At 74.0% G+C, this 13,529-nt stretch carries 13 protein-coding genes, 1 tRNA gene and 1 pseudogene; 11 read left to right on the plus strand and 4 right to left on the minus strand.

Annotated elements, in window-relative coordinates:
• The 9 genes and pseudogenes from SM447_RS11970 to SM447_RS12010 all read left to right on the plus strand — a co-directional run.
• The coding region (locus SM447_RS11970; RefSeq protein WP_474572829.1) for a hypothetical protein at window positions 1–418 on the plus strand (418 nt) is incomplete at its 5' end.
• Between the two features lie 385 nt (window positions 419–803).
• A pseudogene (gene fdh / locus SM447_RS11975) lies at window positions 804–4,040 on the plus strand (formate dehydrogenase); the annotation flags it as partial.
• A gap of 56 nt (window positions 4,041–4,096) precedes the next feature.
• Complete coding sequence (locus tag SM447_RS11980) at window positions 4,097–5,158, plus strand: 4Fe-4S dicluster domain-containing protein (RefSeq protein ID WP_474572830.1); 1,062 nt, start codon at window positions 4,097–4,099, stop codon at window positions 5,156–5,158.
• Window positions 5,155–6,177 (plus strand): NrfD/PsrC family molybdoenzyme membrane anchor subunit, encoded by a 1,023-nt coding sequence (gene nrfD, locus SM447_RS11985; RefSeq protein WP_474572831.1) that lies wholly within the window; start codon window positions 5,155–5,157, stop codon window positions 6,175–6,177. Before SM447_RS11980 ends, nrfD begins: the two co-directional genes overlap by 4 nt.
• 54 nt (window positions 6,178–6,231) lie before the next feature.
• Window positions 6,232–6,327 (plus strand) — tRNA-Sec (locus SM447_RS11990).
• Window positions 6,328–6,347: 20 nt separating this feature from the next.
• Window positions 6,348–7,652, plus strand: coding sequence for an L-seryl-tRNA(Sec) selenium transferase (selA, locus tag SM447_RS11995; protein ID WP_474572832.1), 1,305 nt, complete (start codon window positions 6,348–6,350; stop codon window positions 7,650–7,652).
• Window positions 7,653–7,654: 2 nt separating this feature from the next.
• Window positions 7,655–9,412: a selenocysteine-specific translation elongation factor gene (gene selB / locus SM447_RS12000; RefSeq protein ID WP_474572833.1), complete on the plus strand. Its 1,758-nt coding sequence runs from the start codon at window positions 7,655–7,657 to the stop codon at window positions 9,410–9,412.
• A 45-nt stretch (window positions 9,413–9,457) separates the two neighbouring features.
• On the plus strand, window positions 9,458–9,655 hold the full coding sequence (locus SM447_RS12005) for a hypothetical protein (protein ID WP_474572834.1): 198 nt from the start codon (window positions 9,458–9,460) through the stop codon (window positions 9,653–9,655).
• A gap of 72 nt (window positions 9,656–9,727) precedes the next feature.
• Window positions 9,728–9,913, plus strand: a complete 186-nt coding sequence (locus SM447_RS12010) for a hypothetical protein (RefSeq protein WP_474573290.1) — start codon at window positions 9,728–9,730, stop codon at window positions 9,911–9,913.
• A 6-nt stretch (window positions 9,914–9,919) separates the two neighbouring features.
• Here SM447_RS12010 and SM447_RS12015 read toward each other — a convergent pair whose 3' ends face one another.
• Window positions 9,920–10,567: a hypothetical protein gene (locus tag SM447_RS12015; RefSeq protein ID WP_474572835.1), complete on the minus strand. Its 648-nt coding sequence runs from the start codon at window positions 10,565–10,567 to the stop codon at window positions 9,920–9,922.
• Window positions 10,568–10,697: 130 nt separating this feature from the next.
• On the opposite strand from SM447_RS12015, the gene SM447_RS12020 reads away from it, so the two are divergent.
• A complete protein-coding gene (locus SM447_RS12020; protein WP_474572836.1) occupies window positions 10,698–10,901 on the plus strand; it encodes a hypothetical protein in 204 nt (67 codons plus the stop codon).
• 15 nt (window positions 10,902–10,916) lie between these two features.
• On the opposite strand, the gene SM447_RS12025 is transcribed toward SM447_RS12020, so the two are convergent.
• From SM447_RS12025 to SM447_RS12035, 3 genes are all read right to left on the minus strand, one after another.
• Window positions 10,917–11,381 carry a hypothetical protein gene (locus SM447_RS12025; protein ID WP_474572837.1) on the minus strand — a complete coding sequence of 155 codons (465 nt, stop codon included), beginning with the start codon at window positions 11,379–11,381 and terminating at the stop codon, window positions 10,917–10,919.
• Window positions 11,378–11,593, minus strand: a complete 216-nt coding sequence (locus SM447_RS12030) for a phosphatidylethanolamine-binding protein (RefSeq protein WP_474572838.1) — start codon at window positions 11,591–11,593, stop codon at window positions 11,378–11,380. Before SM447_RS12030 ends, SM447_RS12025 begins: the two co-directional genes overlap by 4 nt.
• Before the next feature lie 141 nt (window positions 11,594–11,734).
• Complete coding sequence (locus tag SM447_RS12035; protein ID WP_474572839.1) at window positions 11,735–12,616, minus strand: universal stress protein; 882 nt, start codon at window positions 12,614–12,616, stop codon at window positions 11,735–11,737.
• A gap of 136 nt (window positions 12,617–12,752) precedes the next feature.
• Here SM447_RS12035 and SM447_RS12040 point away from each other — a divergent pair, with 136 nt between their 5' ends.
• Complete coding sequence (locus tag SM447_RS12040; RefSeq protein WP_474572840.1) at window positions 12,753–13,499, plus strand: SAM-dependent methyltransferase; 747 nt, start codon at window positions 12,753–12,755, stop codon at window positions 13,497–13,499.
• Window positions 13,500–13,529: the final 30 nt, after the last annotated feature.

A 13,529-nucleotide genomic window follows, 5' to 3' on the forward strand; every position in this document is an offset into this window, starting at 1 on the left:
CACCCCGACCGGCCAGTCGCGCATCGACCTGACCGACGAGCAGGTCGCGAACACCAAGGCCATCATCGCCGCGACGAAGAAGGCCGACATGGACGAACGCGCCGCCGTGGTGGCCATCGCCACCGCCCTGCAGGAGTCGAAGCTGGAGAACCTGGGTCACCTGGGTGAGCGCAACGACCACGACTCGCAGGGCCTGTTCCAGCAGCGCCCCTCCTCGGGTTGGGGCACCGTCGCCCAGATCACCGACCCCGAGTACTCGACCCTGGCGTTCCTCAAGGGCCTCAAGCAGGTCGACGGCTGGCAGGACATGCCCCTGACCAAGGCCGCCCAGACCGTGCAGGTGTCGGCCTACCCCGACCACTACGCCCAGTGGGAACAGCAGGCCGCCGACCTCGTCGCCCAACACTGGAACAGCTGACAACCCTAGACATTCCTCCACAGGGGGAAACAAGACCGCCGGCCGGCACCCGAACCAGGGCGCCGGCCGGCGGTCCGTCACATGTGCCCGCAGGGCCCGCTGTGGCGACGGTCACGACAGGGATAGGAAGAACTGGAGCGGGTACCCTGTTGACTCGGGTGTCGGTGTGTTCCAGTGTCCCCGGGCCTCACCTAAATTGCCTTCGCGGAATACCGTTCGGCTGGAGCCGCGTCGCGCCACTCGCCGAGAGGCGACCTGCACACCGACACCCTTCGCCGCCCCCGGCCCGAAATCGGGCCGGGGGCGGTGTCGTCGGGTGGGTTCCGCACAGGTGAGTCGCCGATCCCGTCGCGCTGTCCTAAGGTCGAGACCGGAGGTGTCGAGCGTGGGACTGCGGGACGTGTTGCTGGGCTGGCCGGTCTACCGGCAGCTCACCGGCACCGACCCGCTGGGCCGGGGTGCGGCGGCACGTTCCGACCGTAGCTCCGCGCTGACCGCCCGCACGGAAGACGCCGAACGGGTCGCGCGCTCCGTCTGCCCGTACTGCGCCGTCGGGTGCGGGCAGCGGGTCTTCGTGGCCGACAACCGGGTCACCCAGATCGAGGGTGACCCGGACAGTCCCATCTCCCGGGGCAGGCTCTGCCCGAAGGGCGCGGCCAGTCGGAGTCTGGTCACCAGCCCACTGCGGCAGACCACGGTGCGCTACCGGCGGCCGTACGCCACCGAGTGGGAGGACCTGGACCTCGACACCGCGCTCGACATGATCGCCGACCGGGTGCTCGCGGCCCGCGCCGAGACGTGGGAGGACGTCGACGCGGAAGGGCGGCCGCTCAACCGCACGCTGGGGATCGCCAGTCTGGGTGGGGCCACCCTGGACAACGAGGAGAACTACCTCATCAAGAAGCTGTTCACCGCGATGGGGGCGCTTCAGATCGAGAACCAGGCCCGTATTTGACACTCCGCCACCGTCCCCGGTCTGGGGGCCAGCTTCGGTCGCGGTGGCGCGACGGATTTCCAGCAGGACGTGGCCAACGCCGACGTGATCGTCATCCAGGGCTCCAACATGGCCGAGGCGCACCCGGTGGGCTTCCAGTGGGTGATGGAGGCGAAACGTCGCGGTGCGAAGATCTTCCACGTCGATCCGCGGTTCACCCGCACCAGCGCCATGGCGGACGCCTACCTCCCGATCCGGGCGGGCACCGACATCGCCCTGCTGGGCGGGGTGGTCAACCACATCCTCAGCAACGAGCTGGACTTCCGGGAGTACGTGCTGGCGTACACCAACGCCGCGACGATCGTCAGTGACGACTTCGTCGACGCCGAGGACGCCGACGGGCTTTTCTCCGGCTTCGATCCGGCGACCGGCAGCTACGTGCAGGACAGCTGGCAGTACGCCGGCCACGAGCGGGACTCGGGCAGCGGTCACACGGCCGAGGAGCGGGAGACCGCCGCCGGCCTGCGCCACGAGTCGCACGGCGCTCCGGTCTCCCGGCAGGTGCGGCGGGACGAGACCCTCCAACACCCGCGCTGCGTGTACCAGATCCTCAAGCGGCACTTCGCCCGTTACACACCGGAGATGGTGGAACGGGTCTGCGGGGTGCCCCGGGAAAAGTTCCTCGAGTTGGCCCGCGCCTGGACGGAGAACTCCGGGCGGGAACGCACCGGCTGCCTGATCTACTCGGTCGGCTGGACCCAGCACACCGTCGGGGTGCAGTACATCCGCACCGGGGCGATCATCCAACTGTTGCTGGGCAACGTGGGCCGGCCCGGCGGTGGGGTGCTGGCGCTGCGCGGCCACGCGAGCATCCAGGGTTCCACCGACATCCCGACCCTGTTCAATCTGCTTCCCGGCTATCTGCCGATGCCGCACCACGCCCGGCACCCCGACTTCGCCGCGTGGGTGGACAGCATCCGGCACCCGGGCCAGAAGGGCTTCTGGGGCGGTGCCCGCGCCTACGCCGCCAGCCTGCTGAAGGCGTACTGGGGAGAGGCGGCCACACCCGACAACGACTTCTGCTACGGCCACCTGCCCCGGCTGACCGGCGACCACGGCACCTACCAGCAGGTGCTGAACATGATCGACGGGAAGGTGAAGGGCTACTTCCTGCTCGGCCAGAACCCGGCGGTGGGTTCGGCGCACGGCCGGGCGCAGCGGCTGGGCATGGCCAATCTGGACTGGTTGGTCGTCCGCGACCTGTTCATGATCGAAAGTGCGACGTTCTGGCAGCGTGGCCCCGAGGTCGCCACCGGTGAGATCGTGCCGGAGCGGTGCGCGACCGAGGTGTTCTTCCTGCCCGCCGCCTCCCATGTGGAGAAGGAGGGCACGTTCACCCAGACCCAGCGGCTGTTGCAGTGGCGGGAGAAGGCCGTCGAACCGCCCGGCGACGCCCGCTCCGAGCTGTGGTTCTTCTACCATCTGGGGCGCAGGTTACGGGAGAAGCTGGCCGACTCGCCCCTGCCGCGCGACCGCGCGCTGCTGGACCTGACCTGGGACTATCCCACCCACGGTCCGCACGCCGAGCCCGACGCCGAGGCGGTGCTGCGGGAGATCAACGGGTACGACACGACCAGTGGCCGTCCGCTGTCGGCGTTCACCCAGGCCCGTGACGACGGGACGACCGCGATCGGCTGCTGGATCTACACCGGGGTGTACGCCGACGGGGTGAACCAGGCCGCCCGGCGTCGGCCCGGACACGAGCAGGACTGGGTGGCCGCCGAGTGGGGCTGGGCGTGGCCGGCGAACCGGCGCCTGCTCTACAACCGGGCCTCGGCCGACCCGCAGGGCCGTCCGTGGAGCGAGCGGAAGCGCTACGTGTGGTGGGACGCCGACGCCGGCCGGTGGACGGGTCGTGACGTGCCGGACTTCGAGGTGACGAAACCGCCGTCGTACCGGCCGCCGGAGGGGGCCACCGGCGTGGCGGCGCTGGCCGGTGACGACCCGTTCATCATGCAGGCCGACGGCAAGGGCTGGCTGTACGCGCCCAGCGGCGTGCTGGACGGGCCGCTGCCGACGCACTACGAGCCGGCCGAGTCGCCGGTGCGCAACCCGCTCTACGGCCAGCAGGCGAACCCGACCCGCAAGATGTACGACCACCCGGTGAACTCGACGAACCCGAGCCCGCCGCAGCAGCACGACCAGGTCTTCCCGTACGTGTTCACGGTCAGCCGGCTCACCGAGCATCACACCGCCGGCGGGATGAGCCGCACCGTCGCGCCGCTGGCGGAACTGCAACCGGAGATGTTCGTCGAGGTCTCCCCGGAGCTGGCCGGACTGGCCGGGCTGACCCATCTCGGGTGGGCGCACCTGATCAGCGCCCGGGCGGTGATCGAGGCGAGGGTGCTGGTCACCGACCGGCTGGTGCCGCTGTCGGTGGACGGCCGGGTGATCCACCAGCTGTGGTTGCCGTACCACTTCGGTTTCGAAGGTCTGGTCACCGGTGACTCGGCCAACGACCTGTTCGGCATCACGTTGGATCCGAACGTGCTGATCCAGGAGAGCAAGATCGGCACCTGTGACGTGCGGCCGGGACGGCGGCCCACCGGGGCGGCGCTGCGCGACCTGGTGCAGGATTACCGCGCCCGGGCCGACATCGTGCCGGGTGTCGTCCCGCCGGCGGTCACCCCCGGCGTGCCGGTCGAACCGCCCCGGTCCGCCACCGACGCAGAGGAGAATCCCTGATGGTCGATCCGCGCGGCCGGCCCGCCGTACCCGCGTCGTCGCCGGTACCGGGAGCGGATGATCCGGCGACCGCGGCCGGCTGGGTCGACGCGCCGCCGAGGATGGGCTTCTTCACCGACACCAGCGTCTGCATCGGCTGCAAGGCGTGCGAGGTGGCCTGCAAGGAGTGGAACGGGGTGCCCACCTCCGGGCTGGACCTGCTCGGCATGTCCTACGACAACACCGGTGCGTTGACGGCGAACTCGTGGCGGCACGTCGCCTTCGTCGAGCAGCCCCGCCCCGCCGCTCACGGCACCGCACCCTTCGCCGGAGCCCCGACCGACGCCACGGCCAGCGCGGTGTCCGCCGCCCGGTCGGCCGGCACTGTCAACCCGACCGGCACCGACCCGGGTGTGCTGCCCGGCGCGCCGCCGGCCGCCGCGCGGATGACCGAGTTCCTCGGCATGCCCGGGTCCGGGCCGCCCGGACGCACCGGAAGTGTCGAGGGACGCAGTGACTTCCGCTGGCTGATGATGTCCGACGTGTGCAAGCACTGCACCCGGGCGGGTTGCCTCGACGTCTGCCCGACCGGTGCCCTGTCCCGTACGGAGTTCGGCACGGTGGTGGTGCAGGAGGACATCTGCAACGGATGCGGCTACTGCGTATCGGCCTGCCCGTACGGGGTGATCGACCGTCGGGTCGGTGACGGCCGGGTGTGGAAGTGCACGCTCTGCTACGACCGGATCGGCGCAGGGCTGACTCCGGCGTGCGCGCAGGCCTGCCCGACCGAGTCGATCCAGTACGGCCCCCTGGACGAGCTGCGGGAGCGGGCCGCCGCCCGGGTCGCCGCGCTGCACGAGCGGGGGGAGCCGCAGGCCCGGCTCTACGGCCACGACCCGGACGACGGCGTCGGCGGTGACGGCGCGTTCTTCCTGCTGCTCGACGAGCCGGAGGTGTATGGGCTGCCGCCGGATCCGCGGGTCAGCACGCGGAACCTGCCGTCGATGTGGCGCCGGGCCGGGCTGGCCGCGCTGGCCATGACGGCCGTGGCCGTCGGCGCGTTCCTCGGCGGCCGGCGGTGAGCCCCGACCGGCCGGCCGTCGGCGACCGGTTCCGGCGCTTCCGCGACCGACGGCGGGTCGGTGAGGAACTGGCCGTGCCACCGGCCGAGTTCACCTCCTACTACGGACGGCCGATCCTGAAGCCGCCGGTGTGGACGTGGGAGATCGCCGCCTACCTGTTCACCGGTGGACTGGCCGCCGGCTCGTCGCTGCTCGCGGCGGGTGGGCAGGTGACCGGCCGACCCGCGGTGCGCCGCGCCGGCCGGGTCGCCGCGCTGGCCGCCGTCACCGCCAGCGCCGGTCTGCTGGTGAAGGACCTCGGCCGGCCGGAACGGTTCCACCACATGCTGCGGGTGGCCAAGCCGACCTCACCGATGTCGGTGGGCACCTGGATCCTCACCGCGTACGGCCCGGCCGCCGGGTTGGCGGCGGTCGCCGAGGCGGCGCCGTTGCTGCCCGCCCGGGGACCGCTCGGGCTGCTCCGCCGGGCGTTGCCGCCGGTGGGACGGGTCGCGGGGATGGCCGCCGCGGCGACCGCGCCGGCCCTGGGCACGTACACGGCGGTGCTGCTGGCCGACACGGCCGTGCCGTCGTGGCACGAGGCGTACCCGGACCTGCCGTTCGTCTTCGCGGGCAGCGCGCTGGCCAGCGGCGCGGGAGTGGGTCTGCTCGCCGTGCCGGCGGCCCAGGCGGGGCCGGCCCGGCGGATGGCGGTGGCCGGCGCCGGACTGGAACTCCTCGGCGCGCACCGGGTGGAGACCCGGCTCGGCCTGCTCGCCGAGCCCTACCGGACGGGTCGGGCCGGCCGCCTGCTGCGGGCCGGGCGGGCGCTGACCGTCGCCGGGGTGGCCGGCGCGATGCTGGGCGGGCGTAGCCGGCTGGTGTCGGCGGTCTCCGGCGCCGCGCTGCTGGCCGCCTCGGTGGCGACCCGCTTCGGCGTCTTCCACGCCGGCGTCGCCTCGGCCCGCGATCCGAAGTACACGGTGCTGCCGCAGCGGGAGCGTCTCGACCGGCGGCGGGCGACCGAACCTGGCCGGTGACCGTGCGTCGACTCGGGCGCACACCCGCCGTCGAGCTGTGATCCAATGGCCGGTGGAGGCGTTCAGGCGGCTGGTGCCCCTCCCGGTCTTCAAAACCGGTGTGGTCCGGGATCCGGGCCAGGCGGGTTCGATTCCCGTCCGTCTCCGCCAGGCTGCGAGGAGATGAACCGATGGGCGAGGGCGGCGTCGACCCGCGGCGCCGGGTGCCGCGTACCGACCTGCTGTTGGCGGAGCCGCCGCTGGTGGCGGCCGCCGCCGCCCTCGGCCGCGATCGGGTCAGGAGCGCCGTGCGGCAGGCCCAGGAGCGGGCCCGCCGAGGTGAGATCGACCCCGCCGAGGTACGCGACGCCGCACTGGCGGCGTTGCCGCCGGCCGTGCCCCGGGTCGTGCTGAACGCCACCGGGGTGCTGCTGCACACCAATCTCGGGCGTGCCGCGCTCTCCGAGGCCGCGGTTGCCGCGGTGACCGCCGCCGCCGGGCACACCGACGTCGAGTTGGACCTGGGCACCGGGCGGCGGGCCCGCCGCGGGCGTGACGCGCTGGACGCCCTGGCCGCCGCCGTACCGGCCGCCGAGGCGGTGCACGTGGTCAACAACGGTGCCGCCGCGCTCGTCCTGGCTGCCACCGCGCTGGCCGCCGACGCGGAGATCGTGGTCAGTCGGGGCGAACTGGTGGAGATCGGCGACGGTTTCCGCCTGCCCGACCTGCTCACCAGCACCGGCGCCCGGCTGCGCGAGGTGGGCACCACCAACCGGACCACCCTCGCCGACTACGCCGCCGCCGTCGGACCGCGTACCGGCTTCGTGTTGAAGGTGCACCCGTCGAACTTCCGGGTCACCGGCTTCACCTCCGCGGTGCCGGTGCGACGGCTGGCCGGCCTGGGTGCGCCGGTCGTGGCCGACATCGGCTCGGGGCTGCTGGTGCCCGATCCGCTGCTGCCCGACGAACCGGACGCCGCGAGCACCCTGCGGGCCGGGGCGGCGTTGGTCACCGCCAGCGGTGACAAACTGCTCGGCGGCCCGCAGGCGGGGCTGCTGCTCGGCACCGTCGAGCTGGTGGAGCGGCTGCGCCGACACCCGCTCGCGCGGGCGCTGCGGGTGGACAAGCTGACCCTGGCCGCCCTCGCGGCCACCCTCGGCGACCCGGTCACCCCCACCCGCCGGGCCCTGCACGCCGACGGGTCGGCGCTGCGCGAACGCACCGAGCGGCTGCGCGACGCGCTGGCCGCCGACGGTCGCAAGGCGGAGGTGGTGCCGTCCGTGTCGGTGGTGGGCGGCGGTGGCGCACCCGGTGTCGAACTGGACTCGTGGGCGCTGAGCCTGCCCGAGCGGTACGCGGGTCCGCTGCGTGTCGGTGACCCGCCGGTGCTCGGTCGGGTGGTCGGTGGCCGGCTGCTGCTGGATCTGCGCTGCGTGCCCGAGCCGGCCGACGCGAGCCTGCGCGCCGCGGTGCTGGCCGTGCCGGGGGACGACTGACCATGCTGGTGGTGGCCACCGCCGGGCATGTCGACCACGGCAAGTCCACGCTGGTGCGGGCGTTGACCGGGATGGAACCGGACCGGTGGGCGGAGGAACGTCGCCGGGGCATGACCATCGACCTGGGGTTCGCCTGGACGACGCTGCCGTCGGGTCGCACCGTCGCGTTCGTCGACGTGCCGGGGCACGAGCGGTTCGTGCCCAACATGCTGGCCGGCGTCGGCCCGGTACCGGCCGCCGTCATGGTGGTCGCGGCCGACGAGGGGTGGATGCCGCAGTCCGCCGAGCACCTGGCCGCCCTCGACGCGGTCGGCGTCGCGTACGGGCTGCTGGTGGTGACCCGCGCGGACCTGGCCGATCCGGCCGCGACGACGGCCCGCGCCCGGTCGGAGCTGGCGGCGACCTCGCTCGGCGAGGTGGAGGCGGTGGCGGTCAGCGCCGTCACCGGGGCCGGCCTGCCCGACCTGCGGGCCGCGCTGAGCCGGTTGGCGGACCGGGTGCCCGTTCCGCCGGCCGACGGACCGGTCCGGCTCTGGGTGGACCGCAGCTTCACGGTGCGCGGCAGCGGCACCGTGGTCACCGGCACGCTGGGCGGTGGGCGGCTGCGCGTCGGCGACGAACTGGTGCTGGCCGGCTCCGGCGACCCGGTGCGGATCCGGGGCCTGCACCGGCTCGGTGCCGCCTGCGACGAGGCGGTCGCGGTGGCCCGGGTGGCCGTCAACCTGCGCGGCGTGACCCGCGACCGGGTCGCCCGCGGCGACGCCCTGGTGACCCCGGGTCGGTTCCGGGGCACCGATCTGGTCGACGTGCGGCTGGCCGGCGATCCGGTTGCCGAGCTGCCGTCGACGTTGACCCTGCACGTGGGATCGGCCGCGGTGCCGGTACGGGTCCGACCGCTGGGCGTGGACACCGCCCGGCTGCGGCTGGGCCGCCCGCTGCCGCTGCTGGTGGGGGACCGGGCGCTGCTGCGCGATCCGGGCCGCCACCACGTGGCCGGCGGCGTCACGGTGCTCGACGTGCTGCCGCCGCCGCTGCGCCGTCGCGGTGCCGCGGCGGCGCGGGCGGCCGTCCTGGCCACCGTGGACGGACGTCCCGACGTCGTCGGTGAGCTGAGCCGCCGGGGCCTGGCCCGGGTCGCCGACCTGGTCCGGGCCGGGGTGCCGGTGACGGTCGCCCCGGTGGCGGGCGACTGGCTGGCCGATCCGGGACACTGGCGGCGGCTGGGCGAGCGGCTCACCGACGCCGTGGCCGAGCACGCCCGTGCGCATCCGCTGGCGCCGGGCGCCCCGGTCGAGGTGCTGCGCCGACACCTCGACCTGCCCGACCGGGTCCTGGTCGAGGCGCTGGTCCGGCCGCCGCTGCGGATGGTCGCCGGGCGGGTCGTCGGTCCCGGCGCGGCCTCGTTGCCCGAGCCGGTGGCCCGTGCACTGGCCCTGGTCGGCGACGACTACGCCGCGCATCCGTTCCGCGCCCCCGACGCCGACCGGCTCGCCGCCGTCGGGCTCGGGGCCCGGGAGATCGGTGTGGCGGTACGCGCCGGGGTGCTGCTCCGGCTGACCGGCAACGTGCTGCTGCTCCCCGGCGCGCCGCGGCAGGCGGTCCGGGTGCTGGCCGGGCTGCCGCAGCCGTTCACGCTCAGCGCGGCCCGGCAGGCGCTGGACACGACCCGGCGGGTGGCGGTGCCGCTGCTGGAGTTGCTGGACCGGCAGGGACTGACCCGCCGGCTGCCCGACGACGCCCGGGTCGTGGTGGTGGATTGAGCACATCGGCGGTCGGGACCGCGGCGGGGACCATAGCGTGACGGCATGGACCCCTCCGCGATCTGGCGGGACCGGCAGCGCCGGTGGCGGATCGAGGCGTACCGCGCGCCGGATCTGCGGTTCGCGATCTACGCCACCAACGGCACCACGGAGTCCGCGCCGCTGTGGTTGTTCGGCATGTCGGCGCTGGCCCGGTGGCTGATGACGCACAAGATCTCGCTCGACGATCTGGAGGTCGACTGAGCTGTCCCTCCGGTGGGGGACAGATCCGGATAAGCCCGGCAGATCGCGGTCGTCGACCGTACGGTGCGAGCTGTGAAGGACCGAGGCATCCGGAAGTTCGTCGCGGTGCTGGCCGGCCTCGCCGTGATCTACTTCGGCACCACCGGCCGGTCGCCGGAGGAGGGTGGCGGCCTCTCCGGCGGGCTGGTGGTGCTGGCGCTGCTGGCCGCGCTGCTGGTGTGGCACCTGACCAAACCCGGCGGCGACGCGGCGAAGTGACGACGCTCAGCGGGCGGGCACGCCCCGACTGAGCTGACCGGCCGACTCCTCGCCGAGGGCCACCCGGACCAGGGCCGAGGCGAGCCGGCCGAAGTCGACGTCGTCGACGAGCCGGGCCAACCGGTCCGTCGCGACGGGCAGACCGAGCCGCCGCGCGCCGGCCACCGCCCGCCGGTCGGCGTACGGGCGCAGCTCCGGCCACACCGTCTGCACCTCGCGCAGGAAGATGTCCGCGCCGGTGGGCCCGATGCCGGGGAACTCGGTCAGCAACCGGCGCAGCTGTGCCGGCTCACCGGCCGCCTCCCGGTGCAGCCGCCGCAGGTCGCCGTGCCAACGATCCAGGCAGAGCCGGGCACCGGTACCGAGCATCGTGGCGGTCCGCTCGTCGTAGCGGCGGTAGTGGCCGCGTCCGAGCGCGTCGACCCGCGCCTGCCAATCGGCGGCCTCCATGGCCTGCGGCGTGCGGTAGCCGGCCGCGAAGAGCTCGCGGGCCGCCGCCACCGCCACCTGCGCGCGGATCCGGGTGCTGAGCAGGGTCACCAGCACCAGCAGCTGGTACAGCGGCGTCGGCCGGTCGGCCAGCGCGATGCCGGCCTCCTCGGCGTACGTGCGGCGGGTCAGCAACGCCCGCGCCAGCGCCGGTTGGTCGCCCATCGTCGGGGTGTACCCACCGGTGCCCCGGATAGCCCTCGTCGTGGTCACCGAGCCGGAATGCCGCCGACGGCGACGGGTAAGCCGCGGGTGACGCGGCACCACGTCGCCGCACCGGCGAAGGGAGACGACCGTGACGAACCCGCAGCAGCAGGAGCTTCGACGCAACGCCCTCGGCGAGACCAGCCAGGACAACAAGGGCCCCGACCCGGCGGGTCATCCCCGCAACCGCGGCTCGTCGCGGGGGGACACCGGCCGGCCGGTGCCGCGCGGCCAGGTGTCGCCGTACGGTCCGACCGGTCAACCGGTGGCCGAGGACGACAGCGACCGTTCCTAGGTCTGCTCCGCGGGCCTACGCCGACGGCCGCAGCCGGTTCCAGGTGGCTGCGGCCGTCAGCCCGTAGGCCAGGTGCGGCACCAGGTCGGCGATCCAGTCGACGCGACGCCAGGTGCGCGGGTCGGTGAGGCCGAGCAGGGTCAGCGCCCCGTCCGACAGGGTCATCAGGCCGCCGCCGAGCAGAGCGGAGGCCCGCAGCACGGGTTGGCGGCGGCCCCGGGTCAGCAGTGCGAAGCCGACCGTGGCGGCCGTACCCAGCCCGTAACCCAGCAGGGCGCCGAGGCCGGCACGCCGGTTGCCGGCCTGCTCCGGCGACCCCAGGGACACGTGGGCGACACCGGCCAGCTTGCCGGCGCTCTCCTCCGGTGTCTGGCTGGCCGGCCGCGCCCGGGCGGTCATGTCCAGGTAGGTCACGACGTTGAGCACGGTCGAACCGACGGCCCCGGCGATGAGGCCGTCGGTCAGGGCGGCGGCCCTCACTTCTTCGGATCCCCGGGCTCGCGGTTGCCCTTGGGGCCGTAGGTGCGCTCGCCCCGCACGATGCCCCGCTGGCCCCGGTCCTCCTGCAGGATCCGGTTCGCCACCTCGTCGGCCTTTTGGTCCGGCGTGCGCCGGCCCGATCCGTCGATGGCGTTGCGGAGGCGGGCGCGTTGCTTGTCGTAGGCGTTGCTGCCGGGCCGAGGTCCTGGCATCGCTGTCTCCCTTGCTCGTCGCCGTGGCGTCGGTGACCCCTTACGGTCGTCGCCGGTGGCGTCGGTGACCCTTACGGTCGTCGCTGATGGCGTACGCGGCCCGTCTACCCGCCTGGGCGGCGGCCAACCGTGCCGGCCCGCTCACCGGGGCGCACGCACCACCGCGACCGGGCAGTGGCTGTGGTGCAGCAGCGACTGACTCACCGAACCCAGCAGCAACCCGGTCACCTCACCGCGCCCCTGACCCCCCACCACCAGCAGTTGCGCCTGGCGGGAGGCGTCGGTGAGCACCCGGGCGGCCCGGCCCCGCACCGACTCGCGGACGATCGGCACCTCCGGGTACCGCTCGGTCAGCCCGGCGATGGACTCGGCGACCGCGCGGTCCTCGTCGACCCGCAACTCCGACTCGTCGTACACCAGCGGCTGCATGTCACCCGGACCGGTGGAGACCGGGTGCCGATAGGCGTGCAGGGCGAGCACCTGCGCGCCGCGCACGGCCGCCTCGTGCACGGCGAACTCCACGGCGCGGCGGGACAGCTCCGAGCCGTCCACTCCGACCACGACAGCGCCGTCGGTGCGCTGCGCGCCGCGCGCCACCAGCACCGGGCAGTCGGCGTACGCGGCCAGCTTCACCGCCACCGAGCCGACCACCAGCGCGGCGAACCCACCTCCACCCCGGTCGCCGAGCACCACCATCGCCGCGCTGGGCGCCTCGGCGAGCAGCACGGCGGTGGGCTCCCCGTCGACGATCTCACCGGTGACCCGTATTCCGGGCGCGGCCGCCTCGGCCTCGTCGACGGCGGCGGAGACCAGTTGTTCCGCCCGCGCCCGCAGTCCTCCGCCGGGCGCGCCCTCGGTGGCCGGCCGGACGGGGGAGTGCAGCGTCGGCCAGATGAAGGCGTGCACCACCCGCAGCGGCCGGCCGTGCCGAGCCGCCGTGACGGCGGCGAGTCGTACCGCGGCGAGAGCGGACTCGGAACCGTCCACTCCCACCACCACCGCCGCGCCGCTGGCCGAGTTCACCGTCGCCTCCCGTGCCGGGCCGTCATCGGGCCGGACTGGGCCAGTATCGCCGTCGGCGGTGGCCTGCGGGGCGATACCGGCAAGCGCCGCGATGTCGGTACGCTGGCGGCGGCCGCCTGGGGAGGGAGCGTCGTCGATGGTGGAGCCCGACCAGCCGAGTACCGCACGGATGATCGATTTCTGGCTCGGCGGGGAGCACCACTATCCGGTGGACGTGGCCGCCGCCCGCGCCTTCGAGCAGGCGTACGGTCCGTGTGCCCCGGTCTTCCGGGCACTGCGCGCCTTCCTGGGCCGCGCCGTACGCGCGATCGCCGCCACCGGTGTGGACGAATTCCTGGTGTTCGGCGCCGGGGTCCCGACGATGGGCAACGTGCACGAGGTGGCCCCCGGGGCGACGGTGCTCTACACCGACGTGGACCCGGTGACGATTCGTCTCGGGCAGCGCATGCTGGCCGACAGCGACCGGGCGGGTTACGGCTTCGGTGACGCCACGGACATCGGCACGGTCGACCCGGCGTTGCTGCACCGGTTCGTGCCGGGCTGGGGCAGGCGCCCGGTGGGGGTGGTGTTCCTCGGCCTGGCGGCGTTCCTCGACGACGACACGCTCGCCCGCACCCTGGACGAGCTGTACACGGCGGCGGCGCCGGGCAGCCACCTGGCCATCGACTTCGACACCGAGGAACTCGCCGCCCACCCGGAGGCGCTGGCGATGATGGGGCCGGCGTTCCGGATGCGTCCACCGGCCGCGTTCGCGCCGCTGCTCGGCCGGTGGACGCCCACTCCGGAGGGGATCGTGCCGGTGGCCCACTGGCGGCCGGAGGGCCAGCCGGAGGAGGTGCCGGACGCGTTTCACGGTGCGGTCGCGGTGCGGTCGGCCGGGTGACCATGGTTGGATCCGCCTCCGTATGATGCT

It is taken from the genome of Micromonospora aridisoli, from assembly GCF_056150025.1.